This window comes from Bradyrhizobium sp. MI1.3 (assembly GCF_055811695.1).
The window spans coordinates 1-18,985 of the sequence record NZ_JBVVPQ010000105.1; the positions used below are offsets into that span (position 1 = coordinate 1).

Genomic DNA, 18,985 nt, shown 5'->3' on the forward strand with positions numbered 1-18,985 from the left:
ATTTCGGTAAAGTGGAATATTTTTGCGGCCAACGATTGACAGAGGAGCGACACAGGCGCGGTCCCGTAGCCCGGATGAGCGAAGCGATATCCGGGGTTTTCGCTAGCTAGCCGCACTAGCGGTCCCGGATGTCGCTTCGCTCATCCGGGCTACAGGCTGCGAGAGGCCCTCTTCCAGGCTCACCCCGTCGGGGTACCCTGCTTCCACTGACCGCCGGCAATTTTCGCGGCAGCGATCACGGCTTGGGTCCGGCTTTCGACGCCGAGCTTCTGCAGGATCGCGGAGACATGCGCCTTGATGGTGGCCTCGGAGACGCCGAGCTCATAAGCGATCTGCTTGTTGAGCAATCCCTCCGACAGCATCATCAGAACCCGGACCTGCTGCGGCGTCAGCGTCACCAGCCGGTCGCGCAGGCGCGTCATGTCGGGATCGGCGACCGCCGACAGATCGGTGTCGGCGGGAACCCAGACGTCGCCCTCCATCACCTTGAGGATGGCGTCGCGCAAGGTCTCGACGCCGAATCGCTTCGGAATGAAACCGGAGGCGCCGAAATCGAGCGAGCGGCGGATGGTGGCGCTGTCGTCGGACGCCGAGACGATCACCACCGGAATGGCCGGATATTGTGCGCGCAGATAGATCAGGCCGGAAAAGCCGGAGATCCCGGGCATCGAGAGGTCGAGCAGGATCAGGTCGACGTCGGAGGTCTGTTCCAAAAGTTTGGTCAGATCCTCGAACGATCCAGCCTCGTCGATCCTGGCAGAGCTCAGGACGCCCGCCACCGCCTGCCGCAGCGCGGCGCGGAACAATGGATGGTCATCGGCAATGACGAGATGGGTGGAGGGAGCGTTCATCGTTCTCTTGCTGGCAATCGCACCGGGCCAGTAGGCCGGCGCAGGGCCTTGGTCAATTCTTTCCCGACCAGCCGTGGCATGCAAGTGGACATTATCCCTTTGCGGCAACGGGGTTAATCCACAGGCCGGCACTATGTTGCCGGATGGAACGCCCGCGGCGTCAGGTGAGCGTCAGTGCGAAAGGCCGAAAGTCGTATTGGGGCGGGTTTCACGCCAATGTTACCTTGGGGGCAAGGCTTGGGTTGATCCGGCATGACCGGACATCCAGGGCGCGAGGAAACGATTTTTCGGGGAGCGACTCAACATGTCGACATTGGCTGTGTCTCAAGCAGGCGCGGGAGGGATGACGAAGGACGAACGGTTCGTCATTCTCGCCTCCTCGCTCGGTACCGTCTTCGAGTGGTACGATTTCTATCTCTACGGTTCGCTGGCTAGCATCATCGGCGCGCAGTTCTTCTCGGCCTATCCGCCGGCAACCCGCGACATCTTCGCGCTGCTGGCCTTCGCGGCGGGCTTCCTGGTGCGCCCGTTCGGCGCAATCGTGTTCGGCCGTGTCGGCGACATCGTCGGCCGCAAATACACCTTCCTCGTCACCATCCTGATCATGGGTCTGTCGACCTTCATCGTCGGCCTGCTGCCCAATGCGGCGACCATCGGCATCGCGGCCCCGATCATCCTGATCGCGCTGCGTCTCGCCCAGGGCCTGGCGCTCGGCGGTGAGTATGGCGGTGCGGCGACCTACGTCGCGGAGCATGCTCCGAACGGCAAGCGCGGCTACTACACCTCCTTCATCCAGACCACGGCGACGCTCGGCCTGTTCCTGTCGCTGCTGGTGATCCTGTTCACGCGCTCCGCGCTCGGCGAACCCGACTTCGCGGCATGGGGCTGGCGCATTCCGTTCCTCGTCTCCGTGCTGCTGCTCGGCGTCTCGGTCTGGATCCGGCTCCGCCTCAACGAATCCCCGATCTTCCAGAAGATGAAGGACGAGGGGAAGAGTTCGAAGGCCCCGCTGACGGAAGCCTTCGGCAACTGGCAGAACGGCAAGCTCGTGCTGCTGGCGCTGCTTGGCGGCGTGATGGGCCAGGGCGTGGTCTGGTACACCGGCCAGTTCTACGCGCTGTTCTTCCTGCAATCGATCCTCAAGGTCGACGGCTACACCGCCAACCTGCTGATCGCCTGGTCGCTCCTGCTCGGGACCGGCTTCTTCATCGTGTTCGGCATGCTCTCCGACAGGATCGGCCGCAAGCCGATCATCCTCGGCGGCTGTCTGATCGCGGCGCTGACCTTCTTCCCGATCTTCAAGATGATCACCACCAACGCCAACCCGGCGCTGGAAAAGGCGATCGAGTCGGTCAAGGTCGACGTCGTGGCGGATCCCGCAGGTTGCGGCGACCTGTTCAACCCGGTCGGCACCCGCGTCTTCACCTCGCCTTGCGACACCGCGCGTGCCTACCTGTCGCAATCGTCGGTCAAGTACTCGACCACGCCAGGTCCGGCCGGCTCCGGCGTGAAGGTGATGGTCAACGGCAAGGAAGTTGCCTACGCCAACGCCAAGGACGGCAATCCGGCAGTCCTCGCCGCCGTGCAGGCAGCCGGATATCCGAAGGCCGGCAATGCGGGCATCGTGAAGATGGCGCATCCGTTCGACATCTTCCGTCCGCAGGTGGCGGCGGTTGTCGGACTGCTGTTCGTCCTGGTGATCTTCGTCACCATGGTGTACGGCCCGATCGCCGCGATGCTGGTCGAACTGTTCCCGACCCGCATCCGCTACACCTCGATGTCGCTGCCCTACCATATCGGCAACGGCTGGTTCGGCGGCCTGCTGCCGGCGACCGCCTTCGCCATCGTGGCCTCGACGGGCGATATCTATGCGGGCCTCTGGTATCCGGTCATCTTCGCGTCGATTACCGTCGTGATCGGCTTGTTCTTCCTGCCGGAGACCAAGGACGTCGACATCAAGTCGACCTGATCGACGCAGATCGAGATCAACACCAACCGGCCGCGGTCTCCGCGGCCGGTTTTGTTTTGAACTCCAGACTCTTTGTTTTGACGCGTTTTCTTGACGCGAACCGGCAGCCACTTCGCTCGAAAACGCGCTACTGATTGCTGCCGAGAAATTGCAGCACCACCTCGCGCCGATGCGGGCGGGCGCGATGCTCGATCAGATAGATCGCCTGCCAGGTGCCAAGCGCCAGCCTGCCGTTCAGCACCGGCACCTGGAGCGATGTCCCCGTCAGCATGGTTTTGATATGCGCCGGCATGTCGTCCGGCCCTTCGGTGTCGTGAGTCCAGCCCGCATCTTCATCGTCGGGCGCGAGCCGCGCCAGCACCGTAGTGAGGTCGACCAGCACCGACGGGTCGGCATTCTCCTGGATTGTCAGAGACGCCGAGGTGTGACGGATGAACAGCGTGAGCACGCCGTCCCGCGCATGAACGTCGGCGATGAACCGCGCCGCCTCGGCGGTGAGGTCGCTGAAGCCGCACCCCGGCGTCTGCACGGTCAGCAGCGAAGATGCGATGGTGGTGGCCGGTCCTGACGACGGCGCCGAGCGCGAGATGGATTTGGCTGATGTCATCATCATCACTCTCAATTCGGAAAGCTGCCGTAGGGTGGGCAAAGCGAAGCGTGCCCACCGACTCACTCAACGGAGACGCAAATGGTGGGCACGGCGCTTCGCGCCTTTGCCCACCCTACGGCATCTCACCACGCGCTAAATCTTCCCCGAGACGTCCTTCTGCACGCGGTTGGCCATGTCGATCAGGCGACGCCAGGCTTTTTCCAGGAACGACATCACGCGATCGACGTCCTGGTCGCTCGGCAGCGGGATCTCGATCCTGCGCTCGCCCTCGGCGGCCCTTGGTTCTCGTGCTTGCGGCTCCGCCTTCTTGAGCGGATCGGTTTTCGGCAGCGCCTCGTCGATCTTGCCTGACACGGTCGGCCCCGCCGCAAGCCGTTCCTTCAGCATCTCGACTTCGGCCTGGAGCCTGCCGATCTCGGCGTCGAGCGCGGTACGTTCATCGGGTACGGCGTAGCAGGCCCAGCCGGCGCCGCTCCGGGTGCAGGTCGACACGGTGCCGGTGCGGCTGTCGAGCCGCAGCACGCCCTCGGGGATGGGGGTCATGCTGTAGCGGCCGTTTTCGCTGTCGGGCGCGGATTGCGCGGCAAGGCAGCCGACGCTGATGGCCATCGCCGCGGCGAACGCCGCCGCCGCAAGCCATGATGCTGGGGATGAATTCGCTGGTCTCATCGCGTTCTCCGCCACGACGCGCCGGTCGCACGTCCAAAGATGGCGCTCATAAAGGTGGCACGTCTCGCAAATGCTACACCCCGGCGAGGCGATCCGCCGCCCAAAACGCGCCTTTGACATCAACGATCGCGAGGCCCCCTTTGATCCCGGCAGCCGGGCGAAATGGCGACTGCGTTCGCCGATCCAGCGGAGACCTGCTGCGGTGCGGCGTCACGCTGTGTGCAGCGCTGCCGGCCGCGCCGATATTTCCAAAGAAATCATATACATAACGGGAATGGACACAATCGTGACTTGGCTTGACTTGATTATGGGCCATCAGTATGGTCCGCGCGGCTTTTGAGGGTGGCGGGCGCAATTTCCATTCAGCCGCGGCGTTTCGGGTCTTCGTTGCATGACACAGGGCACGGGACACGGCGAGAATGGAGATCGCGATAGATCGCCCGAGGAAGCTGCGCTTTCCGATCGGCTCGGAAATCTTGATCAGCGGTTGTCCGAATTTCGCGGCCGCCACGTCAAGACCGAGCAACCCGCAGGTGACGGTGAAGACAGAGCGGCCAGAGCCTCGGCGATGGCGCTTGGTTTCCGGTTATCCTCCGAGTTGGTCGCCGGGGTCGTTGTCGGAGCGGGGATTGGCTGGGGTTTCGACCGCTTGCTGTCGACGTCGCCTTTCGGATTCATCGTGTTCCTGCTGCTGGGCTTCGTCGCCGGCGTGGTGAATGTGGTGAGAACGGCAGGCGCGGGTCAAAACAGGCGCGGTGGTTCTTAAGCGATCCACTCCAGGAGAGGAATGATCGTGCCGGCTTGAGCCGGTACGGGCCGGGCCCGACCGGCAGACCGAGACCCGCCGGCATCGCCCGGCAGACCAAGAGATGCCGCGCTGATGAAAATCGATCCGATCCACCAGTTCAACATCGAGCCTCTCTTCACCCTGGGCCATATCGGCAACCACACGATCGCCTTCACCAATTCGTCGCTCTACATGCTGGTGGCGGTCGCGATCATCTCGATCCTGATGCTCGCCAGCGGCACGCAGCTGGTTCCCGGGCGCCTGCAGTCGGTCGCCGAGATCTCCTACGAGTTCGTGGCCTCGACCATCCGCTCGACGGCCGGCTCGGAAGGCATGAAGTTCTTCCCGCTGATCTTCTCGCTGTTCATGTTCATCTGCGTTTCGAACCTGGTCGGCATCATTCCCTACACCTTCACGATCTCGAGCCATCTGATCGTCACCGCGGCCCTCGCGCTGCTGGTCTTCTTCACGGTGCTGATCTACGGCATTGCCAAAAACGGCCTGAAATTCTTCTCGATCTTCGTGCCCCACGGCGTCCCCGGCTACATCCTGCCGCTGGTGATGTTCATCGAGATCCTGTCGTTCTTCCTGCGGCCGGTCTCCCACAGCGTCCGTCTGTTTGCCAACATGCTGGCCGGCCACATCGCGCTGAAGGTGTTCGCGGGCTTCGTCGCCATGCTCGGCTTCTCGCTCGGCGCCCTCGGCTGGGTCGGCGGCGTGCTGCCGCTGGCGCTCACGGTCGCGCTTTACGCTCTCGAGATTCTGGTCGCATTCCTGCAAGCCTATGTGTTTGCGATCCTGACCTGCATCTACCTCAACGACGCCATTCATCCGGGACACTGAGCGGTCCGGGGAATTTCCACCCAAAACCCAATCTTTCTTCCAAGGAGTCTAAAATGGATCCGGCAGCAGCAAAACTTATCGGCGCGGGCATCGCATGCATCGGCATGGGCGGCGCGGGCGTCGGCGTCGGCGTGATCTTCGGCAACTACCTCGCCGCAGCCGTTCGCAACCCCTCGGCCGCTCAGGGCCAGTTCGGCAATCTGATCTTCGGCTTCGCCGTGACCGAAGCGCTCGGCATTTTCTCGCTGCTGATCGCGCTGCTGCTGCTGTTCGTTCCGCTCTGAGGACGATTTTCGCGCCGCTTCAGCCGAAGCGACGCGCATGACAGCAACAGGAGTACTCCATGGCTGAAAGTCATGGCGGCGCAAAAGGTCCGGCGGCGGGCGCTCACACCGAGGCTGACGGTGGTCACCACGGTGGCGGTTTTCCGCCGTTCGAGAGCAGCACCTATGCTTCGCAGCTGGTGTCGCTCGCGATCTTCTTCGTCGCGCTTTACGTGATCGTGTCCAAGCTCGCTCTGCCGCGCGTCGGCGGTGCGATCGAGGCGCGTCAGAACAAGATCGAGGGCGACCTCGCCGAAGCGCAGAAGCTGAAGGACCAGTCCGAAGCGGCGCTGAAGGCCTATGATAGCGAGCTTGCTTCGGCACGCTCGCGCGCGCAGGCCATCGGCAACGAATCCCGCGACAAGGCGAATGCGCAGGCGGACGCCGAGCGCAAGGCTTTGGAAGAGCAATTGGCGGCCAAGCTCGCCGAGGCGGAGAAGACCATCGCCTCGACCCGTGCGACCGCCATGAGCAACGTCCGCGGCATCGCGGCCGATGCGGCAGGCACCATCGTGCAGCAGCTCACCGGCGTGGTTCCGGACGCGGCATTGGTCAATGCCGCCGTTGATGCGTCCTTGAAGGGTTAATCGATATGTTCTTCGATCCTGAAACCTGGGTCGCCATCGCCTTCGTGATCCTGATGGTCGGGTTCGGCTATCTCGGTGTCTTCAAGAAGGCCATGACTGCGCTCGACCATCGCGCCGATCGCATCAAGGCCGAGCTCGACGACGCGACGCGCCTCAAGCAGGAAGCCGCCAAGGTACTCGCCGACTACAAGGCGCGCACCGCCTCGGCCGAACGCGAGGCCGCCGACATCATCACGAACGCGAAGAGCGAAGCCGAGCGCATCGCAACCGAGGCCAAGGCCAAGGTGGAAGATTTCGTCGCTCGCCGCACCAAGACCGCGGAGGGCAAGATCGCGCTCGCCGAGGCCCAGGCGGTGGCCGATGTCCGCGCCGCAGCCGCCGAAGCCGCCGTCCAGGCCGCCTCCACCATCCTGTCGCAGTCGGTCAGGGGCCAGGTCGCCGACGATCTGCTCGCCAAGGGCATCACCGAAGTCAGGCAGAAGCTGAACTGAGGGGCTTCGCCTTCACCCATCAAAAAGCCGGTGCGATGAGCGCCGGCTTTTTTGTTGGTATGGCTTCTTCCCGTGTCCCGGACGCGGCGCAGCGCGCAGCGGTGCGACGCAGAGCCGGGGCCCATGTTGCGGTCAGCGTTATCGTGTGAGGCATGGGTCCCGGCTCTGCGGAGCAGCGTTACACGCTGCGCCGCGTCCGGGGCACGAGACCGCCCTACTTCTTCTTCGCTCGCGCCTTCGGCTCGGGCGAGAGCGCCTGCGGATCGAAGCCGACATAGAAGATGTAGCTATCGGCGTCCTTGGCCGAAGGCATCGGATAGACCAGATCCTCGGCCACGAAGGTGAACGGCACGCTGCCGCCCTCCGACATTCCGACCGTGGTCCGGTAGGCCTTGGAAGCGATCACCTTCTCGCCGACGCCGCCCTGCACCACGGCGACGCGCAGCGGCACCTCGACGGTCGCAGGCGCGCCGGCGGGACCGGCAATGACGCGGCCCTGGATGCCGATCCGGGCCGTGATATCGCCGCCATTGCGGGCGCATTCGCGCGCCATCTTGGTGATGGTGGCCTGAAAGCGGATCTCGTTGCCGACGGCCGGCTTGCCGGTGGCACCGACCGCATAGGTGGAGGCTCCGGCACGCACCGTGACCTGCGGGCAGTCAAGATCGTCATCGGCCGCCGGCTGGCCTGGCGCAGGTGCCGGCTTGGGTTGAGCCGGCTCGTCCGACTTGCCGCCGAACAGGCCCTTGAATCGATCGGTCAGCGACTGCGCCGCAACCGGCGAGACGGAGACGAGTGCAACCGACAACGCCAGCGCGACCGCCGCCCCCCGCCGCAACGCATTCCGCGATGACCGAAGCTCCTGCACCATCAACACCCACACTCCATGACAACATCACGGCCGATCACCGGCCGGGTTGCGCCGTTATATCGTCAAAACCGGCGAACCCAAGGCAGGCACACAGGAGACTTTGGTCACATCAACGAACGGCTCAGCCGCGGAAATCCTCGTGCAGCAGGCCGAACAACAAATGGTCCTGCCAGACCCCGTTGATACAGAGATAGCGGCGCGCCAGCCCCTCGCGCGAGAAACCGCACTTCTCCAGCACCCGGATCGAGGGCGCATTGGTCGGGATGCAGGCCGCCTCGACCCGGTGCAGATTGAGCTCGCCGAACAGCGTCGGCAGCAGCACACGCAGCGCGGCCGTCATGTAGCCGCGCTGAGCGTGGGGCTTCCCGACCCAATAGCCGATGGTGCCGGCCTGGACGATGCCGCGGCGGACATTGGCGAGCGTGATGCCGCCGACCATGGCGCCGTCGAGCTCCCGGAAGATCAGAAAGGGATAGGACCGGTCCGCGGCGATGTCCTCGGAATAGCGGCGCAGGCGACGGCGGAAACCGGAGCGCGTGAGATCGTCCGACGGCCAGATCGGCTCCCAGGGCGTCAGGTAATCGCGGCTGGACTCGCGCAGATGGGCCCACTGCAGGAAGTCCGACATCTGCGGCGCGCGTAGCAACAGGCCGTTGCCGCGCGGCGCGAGAGCGGCGGGTCCACTGGATGGCAGGCGAAAGAGGGCCATGGTGATGCTTCCCGGGGGCGGATCAACCCGTGCGCGGCTCCTAATGCAGCCGCGCCTTGGCGCGTGCCCGGGTCAATCCTTCCGCAAAAGACACCGCCGTGTCCAGACCCCTGCCACTGCCTAATGCGACAACCGCAGGGCGGCTGCGCGAAAGCAGTGCACGCGCCGCATCCCGGGTCGATTCGACGCTGACGGCGTCGATCCGGGCCACCAGCTCCTCGGCGGTCTGGGGCCGGCCATAGGCCAGCACATGCCGGGCGAGCTGCTCGGCGCGGGACGAGCAGCTCTCCAGCGCCATCAGCAGCCCCGCCTTCATTTGCGCCTTGGCCCGCGCGATCTCGACCTCGGTCAGGGTCTCGACCGAATCGTTCATGATGTCGACCACGACCTCCATCATCTCGGGCGCGTCGGCCGGATCGGTGCCGGTGTAGAGGCCGAAAAAGCCGGTGTCGGTATAGGGGGCGTGGAACGAGTAGATCGAGTAACAGAGGCCGCGCTTCTCGCGCACCTCCTGGAACAGCCGCGACGACATCCCGCCGCCGAGGATGTTGGTGAAGACCTGGAGCGAGAACAGCGACAGATCGGTCTGCGGCACGCCCTCCAGCGCCAGCGTCAGATGCGCCTGTTCGAGCTCGCGATGCACCACCTTGGTGCCGCCCTTGCCGAACTGCGCGGGTTGCGGCTTGGGACCCGCTGTCCCCTCAAAACTGGCAAAGCGCTGCTCGACCTCGGCGACCACCTGCTTGTGATCGACCGCCCCGGCGGCCGCCACCACCATGTCCGGCCCGCGGTAATGCGTCGACAGATAGTCGCGCAGCGAGTCGCGGCTGAAGGCACGCAAGGTCTTCGCGGTGCCGAGCAGCGAACGGCCCATCGGCTGGTCGGGATAGCAGAGCTCGTTGAGGTGCTCGAACACGACGTCGTCAGGCGTGTCCTGCGCCGCGCCGATCTCCTGCACGATGACGTTCTTCTCGCGCTCGAGCTCGTCAGGCTCGAAGGCCGGATTGGCCAGGATGTCGGCGAGCACGTCGAGCGCGAGCGGCACGTCGGCCTTCAGCACCCGCGCATAATAGGACGTGGTCTCGGTCGAGGTGCCGGCGTTGAGGTCGCCGCCGACCGCCTCGATCTCCTCGACAATCTCGCGCGACGAACGCTTCGTCGTGCCTTTGAAAGCCATATGTTCCAGGAGATGCGAGATGCCGTGCTCGTTGGGCTTCTCGTCGCGCCCGCCGACGCCGGCCCAGACGCCAAGCGCCGCGGTCTCGAGATGGGGCATCTTGTCGGTGACGACGGTCAGGCCGGACGCAAGCTTGGAAATCTCGACGCTCATCCGGCAACTCCCTGTTTCGCGGCGCGGCTGACCGACAGCACGAACCGCTCGACCTCGGCCTGGTCGTTCTTCATCACCTTCATGTGTTCGGATTTGGTCATCAGACCATCGAGCCAGGCCGGCAGTTGCGGCCGCTGGCCGCAGGCCGCTTCGACCGCATCGGGGAATTTGGCCGGATGCGCGGTGGACAGCACGATGCTGGGAACCGTCCTGTCCGTGGTGTCGCGGTCGGCGACCGCAAGCGCGACCGCAGTGTGGGGGTCGACCAGTTCGCCCGCCTCGCGCCAGGCGGCGCGGATCGCGGCCGCGGTCTCGGTCTCGTCGGCCCGGCCTGCGTCGAACCCCTCGCGGATCGCGGCCAGCGTCGCATCGGGCAGCACGAAGCGGCCGGATTGCTTCAGCGAATCCATCAGACGGCGCACGCCGGCGGCATCGCGCCCGCCAGCTTCGAACAGCAGCCGCTCGAAATTCGAGGAGATCTGGATGTCCATCGACGGCGACGCCGTCGCGTGGACCTCGCGCACCTCGTAGATCCCGGTCTTCAGCGTGCGCGCCAGGATGTCGTTGACGTTGGCGGCGATGCCCAGGGTCCGCACCGGAAGACCCATGCGCTTGGCGACATAGCCGGCAAAGATGTCGCCGAAATTGCCGGTTGGCACGACGAAGTCCACCGCGCGCGCGGGTGCGCCGACGGCAACGGCGGAGGTGAAATAGTAGACCACCTGGGCGACGATGCGCGCCCAATTGATGGAATTGACACCGGACAGCGAGGTCGCATCGCGGAAGCGATGGTTGTTGAACATCGCCTTCACGATGGCCTGGCAATCGTCGAAATTGCCCTCGACGGCGAGCGCATGGACGTTGGCCGCGCCCGTCGTCGTCATCATCCGCCGCTGCACCTCGGAGATGCGGCCACGCGGGAACAGCACGATGAGATCGACATTTTCGAGCCCTGCGAACGCGTCGACCGCAGCACCGCCGGTGTCGCCCGAGGTCGCGACCACGATGGTGGTGCGCTGGCCGCGCTTGGCGAGCACGTGGTCCATCAGCCGCGAGATCAGCTGCATCGCCACGTCCTTGAAGGCGAGCGTCGGACCGTGGAACAGCTCAAGCACAAACTGGTGCGGCGCCATCTGGCGCAGCGGCACCACCGCCGGATGGCGGAAGGTGGCGTAGGCCTCGTTCGCCATGCGGCCGAGCTCGGCGTCCGAGATCTCGCCGGCGACGAAGGGGCGGATCACCTCGACCGCGACCTCCCAATAGGGACGACCGAAGAAGCCGGCGATGGCGTCAGGCGAGAGTTGCGGCCAGATGGCCGGCACATACAGGCCGCCGTCGCGGGCGAGCCCGGTCAGCATCACGTCGCAGAAGCCGAGTTCGGGGGCCTCGCCCCGGGTCGAGATATAACGAGTCAAACTGCCCTCCAAAGGCCGGCCGAGCCTAGGCTCGATCCGCAAGCCTTTGATTTTACGAAATTACTTGTTAACAGCCAGAGGCTTTGGGCCACCATAAAGTGTTTTGCGGCATCAGGAAACCGCTTCGCGCCTGGGGCCATCCAAGGAAAAAGGCTGCCAACGAAAAGGGCTGCGGCAATGCCGCAGCCCTCTCTTGGAAGGTCTGTCGTTGTGTGCAGACCGGTTTGGCCTCTTGGGGTCACCGACCCTCAAAAACTGTTCGCGCAAGCTTTCGTCGGCTGTCACGGCATCGTCAAGGGACAAAACGGGATGTGCGAGAAAATGTTCCTATTTTTCCCGACGCGTTTCAGCACGGGCAAACGTTCGCCCAGCAATTTGGCGCCACGCATTGCCATTATATCCCGAACGATCGGACAGTTCGGGAACGAACGATGGCTGCGCTCATTGTGTCGGCGGATGGTGTCGGCGCTATCCACGCATTGCCCGGCTGAGCGCCGAGACCGGTCCGCCCGCCGAACCGGCAGCATCCTGGAGCAGCCGGTTCGGCGCCCGGGCGTCAGTTCATCCCGATTTCCACCGCGATCCGGATCAGGTCGGAATGGTTCTTGGCACCGAGCTTCTGCTTGAGCAGGGAGGTGGTGTTGGCGACGGTCTTGTAGGAGATACCGAGCGCCTCGGCGACCTCCACGATCTTGTCGCCTCGACCCAGCAGGCGAAGAATCTCGAGCTCCCGCGGCGTCATCTGCGAGGCAGGATTGGCCTTGATCGCCGCGCCGGAAAACGTCACGGCTTCCGCGAGCTGCGGTGAGATGAAATTGTCGCCCGCAACCACCTTGCGCACCGCCTTGAGCAGGATCCGGGGATCGTCGCCCTTTGAGACGTAGCCCTGCGCCCCAAGCTCGACCGCCCGCACCACGAAGGCCGGATCGTCGTTCATGCTGAACATGATGATCTTGGCGTCAGGATCGTCCTTACGAATGCGCCGCATCAGTTCAAAGCCGGAGACGTCGGGCAGGCTGATGTCGATCACAGTGACGTCGGGCCGCTTGCTGACATAGGCGCGATGCCCGGATTTGGCGTCGGTCGCCTCGTCGATCCGGATCGAATGGTCGGTGGCGAACAGGGTGCGGCAACCGGACAGCACCACGGGATGGTCGTCGACAATCAGGACGCGGGTCGCCGGCTTGGCAGTATCTTGCATTGTAATTCTCTAGTTTTTCGACTCATAAACCGACGGGAACAAATGGAAAGAGCAAAATCCCCTGACGCGCGTTAGAATTGACCTAATGTGGCAACGCTTCTCGTTCAGGACCCAACTGTTTCTGCCGCTCGGCTTGAGCTTCCTCGCCGCGCTGATCATGGGGGGCGTGCTGCTCCAAACCTTCGCGACCGGCCAATTGGCGGACGAGAACGAGCCGGGGCGGCGTTCGATTCAGACCATTGCCGCCGCGCTCAACAATACCCTGCGCACCTCGAACAACCCGCGGCAGACGCTCGACGCCTTTGTCCATTCTCTGGACACCTCCTCCGATATCCAATTCCGTGCCGTGGAGACGGGTCCAGCGTCCTCAGCGAGGGGCGGCCTGCGCAAGCCGCATGGCGTACCGCAATGGTTTGTCGACCTGCTCACCATTCCAGACATGGACGCGGCAGCTGCGGTGACGATCGACGGCCAGCGTGTCGGCGATCTCGTCTTCCTGCCGGACCTGTCGGCTGACCTGTTCGAGAAGTGGATCGGCTTTCTCGCGCTGACCATCCTCGTTGCCGTGCTGATGGTGCTCACCGGCACCATTGCCTATGTTTTCGCGGGATCGGCCCTGCGCCCGCTGCAAGATCTCGGCGAAGGACTCACGCGGATGCGGCGCGGCGACTACGCAACGCCGATCCCGGTCAGAGGACCGCCGGAAATCCGGCAAAGCTGCGAGGAGGCCAATGCGCTGGCCGAAACGCTGGCGCAATTGAGCCAGGATAATCGCGACCTGCTGCACCGCCTGGTGTCGCTCCAGGACGACGAGCGGCGCGATCTCGCGCGCGAACTGCACGACGAACTCGGCCCGCTGCTGTTCAGCATCCGCGCCGGCACGATCGCATTGGCCGACGCCTCGCCCCCGGCGGGAAATCCCGGCAGTTCGGCGCAGGATGTGTTGCAATCGGTCGAGGCGCTCCAGCAGACCAACCGCCGCATCCTCGACCGGTTGCGACCGCTCTACATCGAGGAATTGGGTCTGGAGACCACCGTGCAGACGCTGCTCCGGAATTTTCGCAAGCAGGCGCCGTCTATCGACCTGACGGACACGATCGATCCGGATCTCAACGCGATCGGCGGGCCGCTGGCTCAGACCGTCTATCGCGTGATTCAGGAGGCGCTGACCAACGTGCTGCGTCATGCCGGCGCCAGCAATGCCCATGTGCAGGCGACCTTCGCCGGGGAGACGGTCGTCATCGAGATTTCCGACGATGGCGGCGGCTTTCCCGAAGGTAATGTGTTCGGCCGCGGCCTGACCGGCATGCATGAGCGCGTGCGCGCACTCAGCGGATCGCTGTCACTGCTGCGCGTGGACGACAGGACTTATGTGCGCTGCCGCCTTCCCGCCGAGCCGGCACGCGAGGCGCCGGTCACCGGCTAGAGCCTTTTCGAGCGAAGTGGATACCAGTTCGCGTGAAGAAAACGCGTCAAAACAGAATCTGGTGTTCGGTTCTGACTTAATCAGGACGGAAACTCTAGCACGCCCAGCCAAGCTGCGCGTTCTGTCGCGCCGGCTCGCACAGCGTGGTGCGGATCTTGCCGTCCGGACTAAAACAAAACGAGGCGCGGAAGCGTAGCGCGCCGGCGACGGAATATTCGAGATCGACGCCGTGTGGCGCAGGATGGATTTCCTCCAGCCCGAAACCGACCGACGAGAAAGCGCTGAGCCGCGGCTGCCAATAGGCTTCGAGCTCGCTCCGGCCGCGATAGCGCTGCGTGCCGTTGCACGTGCATTCGACGTGGGCGTCGTCCGCATAGAGGTCGAGGAGCGCCGCGAGGTCGCCCTTCCTGCAGGCATCCACCCAGTCGACGACAATTCCCATCTGGTCGAAATCGCTCACGCTGCAATCCTGTCGGCCGCGGAAAAACGATGGCGGCTTAGGACCACACTCGTGAATGTGCGCTGAATGGTAAACCCCGGGCGATACCGGGTTCCCTGGCAGGGCTGTCGCATATGAAGAAATATATTCGACTGCGGCCATCCTTCGAGACGCCCGCCTGCGGCGGGCCCTCAGGATGAGGGATGAGTATGCGGCAGCATTTCAACGCGGATGGATGCAGCTGAGCCTCATCCTGAGGAGGCCGCGAAGCGGTCGTCTCGAAGGATGAGGCGTTCGCTCTGGCGCCGCCGAGACGTCATATGCGATAGCCCTGGGTTTCCTGAGTGGATCTACGGAGCTCAGCCCCGTCGCCGCCCTCTTGCCCAAACGGCGAAGGCGATGAGCACGGCGCCTGCAAGCGTGAACCAGGTGATGGCGTATTGCAGGTGATCGTCCTTGAGATGCACGTCGAGCGGCCCCGGCCGCGGAATGCCGTTCTCGGGCGCGGGCTGCTCGAGGTCGACATAGAACGGCGCAACCGCGCCCCAGCCCAGCGCGCTCGCGATCACCACGTGATCGCGCACGAACCACAGCCGCTTGTCGCGGTTCTCCGCCGGGGTCAGCCAGCCAGGTGCCTCGGGGAAGCGCAGATAGCCGGTGAAGGAGACCGCCTGCCCCGTGACGAGCTTCTTGACCGCGCGATCCTCGACGCTGCGATCCTGCATGGTATTTTCGACGAAGCCCGCATCGATCACCACCGTCTCGCCGCTCGGCAGCCGCGCCGGCAGGAACGCCCAGGTGCCGGGGCCTGACGCATCCTTGCGTACGGCGGATCCGGGGGAATAGACCATCGCATCGGGCAACGGCGCATAGGTCGCGGTAAAGCTGACACGGCGGAATTCATCGCGCGCGGGGCTTAGCGCGGCCCATCGCGCCGGCGGCGGCAGAGCGACCGGTGCCTCCGCGAGACGCTCGGTGAGTGCGGCGATCAGCTCGTGCTTGGCGATGCGGCGCTGCAATTGCCAGATACCGAGCACGATGCAGACCGCAGTCAGGAATAGCGTGAACAGCGCGAAGCCGGCCACGCGGGGCTTGCGCGCGGTCTCGTTCATTTCGCGCGGTCGACCAGCCGGCCCGGTGCCGCCTTATGGTGGAATTGCAGCGCGATCAGCAGCGACTTCATGGCGCGCAACGGCAGCAGGGTGGTCGCAAGGATCAGCGGCAGCCACAGCACCGCATGCAGCCAATACGGCGGCTGGTACTTGACCTCGACGACGAGCGCGCAGCCGACCACGATCGCACCGGCCAGCATGATGATGAAGATCGCCGGACCGTCACCGGAATCGATGAAGGCGTAGTCGAGGCCGCAATGCTCGCAGGACGGCGCAAGCGTCAGGAAGCCTGCATAGAGCTTGCCCTGGCCGCAGCGCGGGCATTTGCAGGCAAGCCCGCGCAGCGCGCTCTGCAGGACGGTGGCTTGCGACTCGGACGTGTCGTCGGCTTTGTTCATGATGACAGGGTCTATCACAGTTTCTGCCGAAACCCCTGCGCGCAGAAAAGCAAAAGGGCGGCCCCGGGGCCGCCCTTTCTCGATCCGAAGTCAGCCCGCTCAGTGCGCGCCGTGGGCCATGGTCTCGGCGCCGTGTCCCCAGACATAGATGCAGAGGAACAGGAACAGCCAGACCACGTCGACGAAGTGCCAGTACCAGGCGGCGAACTCGAAGCCGAGATGCTGGGTCGGCGTGAAGTGGCCGGCATAGGCGCGGAACAGGCACACCAGCAGGAAGATGGTGCCGACCAGCACATGAAAACCGTGGAAGCCGGTCGCCATGAAGAAGGTCGCGCCGTAGACGTTGCCGCCGAAGGAGAATGCCGCGTGGCTGTACTCATAGGCCTGCACGCAGGTGAAGAGCGCGCCGAGCACGACGGTGAGGATCAGGCCATACTTCAGGCCCTGGCGATCGTTCTCGAGCAGCGCATGGTGGGCCCAGGTCACCGTGGTGCCGGAGGTGAGCAGGATCAGCGTGTTGAGGAGCGGCAGATGCCAGGGATCGAAGGTCTCGATGCCGTGCGGCGGCCAGGTGCCCGGCACGGCGCAGGCGCCGGCCGCAGTCCCGAGACCACAGCCGAACACCGCATCGCGGGTGGCGTGGACGGCGTCGGCCGGGAATAGCGCCGCGTTGAAATAGGCCCAGAACCAGGCGACGAAGAACATCACCTCCGAAGCGATGAACAGGATCATGCCGTAGCGGTGATGCAGCTGCACGACGCGGGTGTGGTCACCCTTGTACTGGGCTTCCCGGATCACGTCGCCCCACCAGCTCGCCATGGTGTAGAGCACACCGACGGTGCCGACACCGAAGATGATCGGCGCAGCCGAGAACATGTGGTGCATCCAGGTGATCGCGCCGACCGCCATGATGAAGGCGGAGATGGAGCCGACGACGGGCCATGGCGAGGGATCGACCAGGTGGTAGTCGTGATGCTTGGTGTGCGCCGTTGCCATTTGCGGTCTCGCTCCTCAATCCCGTGCCTGTCAGGCACTTATCCCCTTATGTCCAACCCCGGCGCGTGAGCCCGGAGATCAGAGATTTCCCTTGCGTTTGTCGTCTTCGCTGGCCGCGAGCGGCTTCACCACCGGATCCTTCACCGGATAGAACGTGTAGGACAGCGTGATCGTGTTGAGACCGTCGTTCTCGTGGTCGTCGGCAATCGACGGATCGACGTAGAACACGACCGGCATCTCTCGCTTCTCGCCCGGCGCCATGGTCTGCTCGGTGAAGCAGAAGCAGTTGATCTTCTGGAAATAGGATCCGACCGTCAGCGGCGCGACATTGTAGGCGGCCTGGCCTGCGGTGGTCCGCGCGGCCCGGTTGGTCACCGTGTAGAAGACGGTCACGACCTGGCCGATATTGACCTCGATCTCGCTCTGCTCGGGCTCGAACTTCCAGGGCAGGCCGGGCGCGACGTTGGAATCGAAGCGCACCGCGATCTTTCGTGCGATCGGACCGCTGGCCGGCGCCGAGGTCGCGACCTGGGTCGTGCCGTTGAAGCCGGTGGCGCGGCAGAACCAGTTGTAGAACGGCACCGCCGCGTAGGAGGCGCCGACCATCAGCGCGACCACGCCGCCGCAGATCGAGGCGACCACCACGTCGCGGCCAAGCCCTTTGGAAGGCCTGCGGCCTTTGGCGGCCGTCCGGCTCTGATCCTGCGATATGGTCGGCTTCTGATCCATGTTTCCTACATCGGCCGGACGAGCACGGCCGGCCCCTTGACCATGGTGACGGCGAAGAACAGCACCACGAGCACGCCGAGCGCGAGTGCGATCGCGATCGAGCGCTGGCGACGGCTCTTCTTCTGCGCCTCGGTGAGGACGATTCCGTCTATCTCGGGTTTGTCGGCCATTCCTGCGATCATGCGCCCCCTACCATCGGCGCGAGCGCCCGGAACACGACCTCGGCCAGCAAGGTCGCAAACAGCGCGAACAGATAAAGGATGGAGAACGCGAACAGCTTGCGGGTCGCCCGCAGCGATTGGCTACGCTCGCGACGCACGTAGACGTTGACGGCGAACGCCAGCATGCCGGCGCCGAGGATCAGCGAGACGATGCCATAGATGGCATCGAAATAACCAAGCGCCCAGGGCGCAGCAGCGACCGCGATCAGCACGATGGTATAGAGCAGGATCTGAAGCCGGGTTGCGTCGGGGCCGGCGACGTTGGGCAGCATCGGAATGCCGGCGCGCGCGTAATCGTCGGAGCGGAACAGCGCCAGCGCCCAGAAGTGCGGCGGCGTCCAGAAGAAGATGATGGCGAACAGCAGCAGCGGCTCGACGTCGACCGTGCCGGTGACCGCGGCCCAGGCCACCACTGGCGGCAGCGCGCCGGCGGCACCCCCGATCACGATGTTCTGCGCGGTCCAGCGCTTCAGACCGATCGTGTAGATCACGACGTAGAAGAAGATGGTGAAGGCGAGCAGCGCGCCCGCGATCCAGTTGACCAGGATGCCGAGCGTCATCACCGAGAAGAAGGCGAACGTCATGCCGAAGGTCATCGCCTCGGGGCGGGTGATGCGGCCGCGCGGAATCGGCCGGTTCGCCGTGCGCGACATCTTGGCGTCGATGTCGCCTTCGAGCGCCATGTTGAGCGCGCCGGACGCGCCGGCGCCGACGGCGATGCAGAGCAGCGAGGTGATGGCCAGCACCGGGTGAAAATGCCCGGGTGCCATCGCCATTCCGACCAGCGCGGTGAAGATCACCAGCGACATCACCCGCGGCTTCAGGAGCGCGATGTAATCGCCAACCTCCGCTTCGGAGATGCGGGGATTGATGTGGACGGCGTTGTGGTCGAGGACGGACACTAGACTGACTCGCTTGGTTGTCGAGCCGCGGGGGGGGGGGGGGGGGGGGGGGGGGGGGGGGGGGGGGGGGGGGGGGGGGGGGGGGGCGGCGGGGGGGGGGGGGGGG

At 64.7% G+C, this 18,985-nt stretch carries 22 protein-coding genes; 7 read left to right on the plus strand and 15 right to left on the minus strand.

Annotated features, from left to right (window positions below):
• Positions 1–179: 179 nt before the first annotated feature.
• A complete protein-coding gene (locus AC0L3A_RS37255; RefSeq protein ID WP_007599462.1) occupies positions 180–851 on the minus strand; it encodes a response regulator in 672 nt (223 codons plus the stop codon).
• 343 nt (positions 852–1,194) lie between these two features.
• Here AC0L3A_RS37255 and AC0L3A_RS37260 point away from each other — a divergent pair, with 343 nt between their 5' ends.
• Entirely contained in the window at positions 1,195–2,820 is a 1,626-nt protein-coding gene (locus tag AC0L3A_RS37260; RefSeq protein ID WP_473256278.1) for an MFS transporter, read from the plus strand.
• A 127-nt stretch (positions 2,821–2,947) separates the two neighbouring features.
• Here AC0L3A_RS37260 and AC0L3A_RS37265 read toward each other — a convergent pair whose 3' ends face one another.
• Both AC0L3A_RS37265 and AC0L3A_RS37270 read right to left on the minus strand, forming a co-directional pair.
• A complete protein-coding gene (locus tag AC0L3A_RS37265; RefSeq protein ID WP_035995416.1) occupies positions 2,948–3,427 on the minus strand; it encodes a secondary thiamine-phosphate synthase enzyme YjbQ in 480 nt (159 codons plus the stop codon).
• A gap of 135 nt (positions 3,428–3,562) precedes the next feature.
• A complete protein-coding gene (locus AC0L3A_RS37270; protein WP_007599459.1) occupies positions 3,563–4,099 on the minus strand; it encodes a hypothetical protein in 537 nt (178 codons plus the stop codon).
• 391 nt (positions 4,100–4,490) lie between these two features.
• On the opposite strand from AC0L3A_RS37270, the gene AC0L3A_RS37275 reads away from it, so the two are divergent.
• From AC0L3A_RS37275 to AC0L3A_RS37295, 5 genes are all read left to right on the plus strand, one after another.
• Entirely contained in the window at positions 4,491–4,865 is a 375-nt protein-coding gene (locus AC0L3A_RS37275; protein WP_007599457.1) for an AtpZ/AtpI family protein, read from the plus strand.
• Between the two features lie 114 nt (positions 4,866–4,979).
• Entirely contained in the window at positions 4,980–5,729 is a 750-nt protein-coding gene (locus AC0L3A_RS37280; protein WP_007599455.1) for a F0F1 ATP synthase subunit A, read from the plus strand.
• A gap of 53 nt (positions 5,730–5,782) precedes the next feature.
• Positions 5,783–6,013, plus strand: a complete 231-nt coding sequence (locus tag AC0L3A_RS37285; RefSeq protein WP_007599451.1) for a F0F1 ATP synthase subunit C — start codon at positions 5,783–5,785, stop codon at positions 6,011–6,013.
• Positions 6,014–6,072: 59 nt separating this feature from the next.
• Entirely contained in the window at positions 6,073–6,639 is a 567-nt protein-coding gene (locus AC0L3A_RS37290) for a F0F1 ATP synthase subunit B family protein (RefSeq protein ID WP_007599450.1), read from the plus strand.
• A 5-nt stretch (positions 6,640–6,644) separates the two neighbouring features.
• Positions 6,645–7,130, plus strand: coding sequence for a F0F1 ATP synthase subunit B family protein (locus AC0L3A_RS37295; protein WP_007599449.1), 486 nt, complete (start codon positions 6,645–6,647; stop codon positions 7,128–7,130).
• 214 nt (positions 7,131–7,344) lie between these two features.
• Here the strand turns inward: AC0L3A_RS37295 and AC0L3A_RS37300 are convergent, their stop codons facing one another.
• From AC0L3A_RS37300 to AC0L3A_RS37320, 5 genes are all read right to left on the minus strand, one after another.
• The gene (locus tag AC0L3A_RS37300) at positions 7,345–8,001 is read right to left on the minus strand and encodes a hypothetical protein (RefSeq protein WP_007599448.1); all 657 of its coding nucleotides are present in this window, start codon (positions 7,999–8,001) and stop codon (positions 7,345–7,347) included.
• A gap of 121 nt (positions 8,002–8,122) precedes the next feature.
• Complete coding sequence (locus AC0L3A_RS37305) at positions 8,123–8,710, minus strand: GNAT family N-acetyltransferase (protein ID WP_007599447.1); 588 nt, start codon at positions 8,708–8,710, stop codon at positions 8,123–8,125.
• 40 nt (positions 8,711–8,750) lie between these two features.
• Positions 8,751–10,040: a M16 family metallopeptidase gene (locus AC0L3A_RS37310; protein ID WP_007599446.1), complete on the minus strand. Its 1,290-nt coding sequence runs from the start codon at positions 10,038–10,040 to the stop codon at positions 8,751–8,753.
• Positions 10,037–11,455 carry a threonine synthase gene (gene thrC, locus AC0L3A_RS37315; protein WP_007599445.1) on the minus strand — a complete coding sequence of 473 codons (1,419 nt, stop codon included), beginning with the start codon at positions 11,453–11,455 and terminating at the stop codon, positions 10,037–10,039. The genes AC0L3A_RS37310 and thrC overlap by 4 nt, the downstream gene beginning before the upstream one ends.
• Positions 11,456–12,011: 556 nt before the next feature.
• On the minus strand, positions 12,012–12,656 hold the full coding sequence (locus tag AC0L3A_RS37320; RefSeq protein WP_007599443.1) for a response regulator transcription factor: 645 nt from the start codon (positions 12,654–12,656) through the stop codon (positions 12,012–12,014).
• A gap of 85 nt (positions 12,657–12,741) precedes the next feature.
• Between AC0L3A_RS37320 and AC0L3A_RS37325 the strand changes: the two genes are divergently transcribed.
• On the plus strand, positions 12,742–14,082 hold the full coding sequence (locus AC0L3A_RS37325) for a histidine kinase (RefSeq protein WP_007599442.1): 1,341 nt from the start codon (positions 12,742–12,744) through the stop codon (positions 14,080–14,082).
• A gap of 94 nt (positions 14,083–14,176) precedes the next feature.
• Here AC0L3A_RS37325 and AC0L3A_RS37330 read toward each other — a convergent pair whose 3' ends face one another.
• From AC0L3A_RS37330 to AC0L3A_RS37360, 7 genes are all read right to left on the minus strand, one after another.
• Entirely contained in the window at positions 14,177–14,542 is a 366-nt protein-coding gene (locus AC0L3A_RS37330) for a nuclear transport factor 2 family protein (RefSeq protein ID WP_007599441.1), read from the minus strand.
• A gap of 338 nt (positions 14,543–14,880) precedes the next feature.
• Positions 14,881–15,633: an SURF1 family protein gene (locus AC0L3A_RS37335; RefSeq protein ID WP_007599439.1), complete on the minus strand. Its 753-nt coding sequence runs from the start codon at positions 15,631–15,633 to the stop codon at positions 14,881–14,883.
• Positions 15,630–16,031, minus strand: a complete 402-nt coding sequence (locus AC0L3A_RS37340; protein WP_007599438.1) for a DUF983 domain-containing protein — start codon at positions 16,029–16,031, stop codon at positions 15,630–15,632. The genes AC0L3A_RS37335 and AC0L3A_RS37340 overlap by 4 nt, the downstream gene beginning before the upstream one ends.
• A gap of 99 nt (positions 16,032–16,130) precedes the next feature.
• A complete protein-coding gene (locus AC0L3A_RS37345) occupies positions 16,131–17,027 on the minus strand; it encodes a cytochrome c oxidase subunit 3 (RefSeq protein ID WP_007599437.1) in 897 nt (298 codons plus the stop codon).
• Positions 17,028–17,105: 78 nt separating this feature from the next.
• Entirely contained in the window at positions 17,106–17,756 is a 651-nt protein-coding gene (locus tag AC0L3A_RS37350) for a cytochrome c oxidase assembly protein (RefSeq protein ID WP_007599436.1), read from the minus strand.
• Between the two features lie 5 nt (positions 17,757–17,761).
• Positions 17,762–17,938, minus strand: a complete 177-nt coding sequence (locus AC0L3A_RS37355) for a hypothetical protein (RefSeq protein WP_007599435.1) — start codon at positions 17,936–17,938, stop codon at positions 17,762–17,764.
• Positions 17,935–18,879, minus strand: coding sequence for a heme o synthase (locus tag AC0L3A_RS37360; protein WP_473256279.1), 945 nt, complete (start codon positions 18,877–18,879; stop codon positions 17,935–17,937). The genes AC0L3A_RS37355 and AC0L3A_RS37360 overlap by 4 nt, the downstream gene beginning before the upstream one ends.
• Positions 18,880–18,985 lie beyond the last annotated feature (106 nt).

What these genes read in the sequence shown, in the direction of transcription:
- AC0L3A_RS37255 (WP_007599462.1), bottom strand. Translation starts at nt 851, where the DNA reads ATGAACGCTCCCTCCACCCATCTCGTCATTGCCGATGACCATCCATTG.
- AC0L3A_RS37260 (WP_473256278.1), top strand. Translation starts at nt 1,195, where the DNA reads ATGACGAAGGACGAACGGTTCGTCATTCTCGCCTCCTCGCTCGGTACC.
- AC0L3A_RS37265 (WP_035995416.1), bottom strand. Translation starts at nt 3,427, where the DNA reads ATGACATCAGCCAAATCCATCTCGCGCTCGGCGCCGTCGTCAGGACCG.
- AC0L3A_RS37270 (WP_007599459.1), bottom strand. Translation starts at nt 4,099, where the DNA reads ATGAGACCAGCGAATTCATCCCCAGCATCATGGCTTGCGGCGGCGGCG.
- AC0L3A_RS37275 (WP_007599457.1), top strand. Translation starts at nt 4,491, where the DNA reads ATGACACAGGGCACGGGACACGGCGAGAATGGAGATCGCGATAGATCG.
- AC0L3A_RS37280 (WP_007599455.1), top strand. Translation starts at nt 4,980, where the DNA reads ATGAAAATCGATCCGATCCACCAGTTCAACATCGAGCCTCTCTTCACC.
- AC0L3A_RS37285 (WP_007599451.1), top strand. Translation starts at nt 5,783, where the DNA reads ATGGATCCGGCAGCAGCAAAACTTATCGGCGCGGGCATCGCATGCATC.
- AC0L3A_RS37290 (WP_007599450.1), top strand. Translation starts at nt 6,073, where the DNA reads ATGGCTGAAAGTCATGGCGGCGCAAAAGGTCCGGCGGCGGGCGCTCAC.
- AC0L3A_RS37295 (WP_007599449.1), top strand. Translation starts at nt 6,645, where the DNA reads ATGTTCTTCGATCCTGAAACCTGGGTCGCCATCGCCTTCGTGATCCTG.
- AC0L3A_RS37300 (WP_007599448.1), bottom strand. Translation starts at nt 8,001, where the DNA reads ATGGTGCAGGAGCTTCGGTCATCGCGGAATGCGTTGCGGCGGGGGGCG.
- AC0L3A_RS37305 (WP_007599447.1), bottom strand. Translation starts at nt 8,710, where the DNA reads ATGGCCCTCTTTCGCCTGCCATCCAGTGGACCCGCCGCTCTCGCGCCG.
- AC0L3A_RS37310 (WP_007599446.1), bottom strand. Translation starts at nt 10,040, where the DNA reads ATGAGCGTCGAGATTTCCAAGCTTGCGTCCGGCCTGACCGTCGTCACC.
- AC0L3A_RS37320 (WP_007599443.1), bottom strand. Translation starts at nt 12,656, where the DNA reads ATGCAAGATACTGCCAAGCCGGCGACCCGCGTCCTGATTGTCGACGAC.
- AC0L3A_RS37325 (WP_007599442.1), top strand. Translation starts at nt 12,742, where the DNA reads ATGTGGCAACGCTTCTCGTTCAGGACCCAACTGTTTCTGCCGCTCGGC.
- AC0L3A_RS37335 (WP_007599439.1), bottom strand. Translation starts at nt 15,633, where the DNA reads ATGAACGAGACCGCGCGCAAGCCCCGCGTGGCCGGCTTCGCGCTGTTC.
- AC0L3A_RS37340 (WP_007599438.1), bottom strand. Translation starts at nt 16,031, where the DNA reads ATGAACAAAGCCGACGACACGTCCGAGTCGCAAGCCACCGTCCTGCAG.
- AC0L3A_RS37345 (WP_007599437.1), bottom strand. Translation starts at nt 17,027, where the DNA reads ATGGCAACGGCGCACACCAAGCATCACGACTACCACCTGGTCGATCCC.
- AC0L3A_RS37350 (WP_007599436.1), bottom strand. Translation starts at nt 17,756, where the DNA reads ATGGATCAGAAGCCGACCATATCGCAGGATCAGAGCCGGACGGCCGCC.
- AC0L3A_RS37355 (WP_007599435.1), bottom strand. Translation starts at nt 17,938, where the DNA reads ATGATCGCAGGAATGGCCGACAAACCCGAGATAGACGGAATCGTCCTC.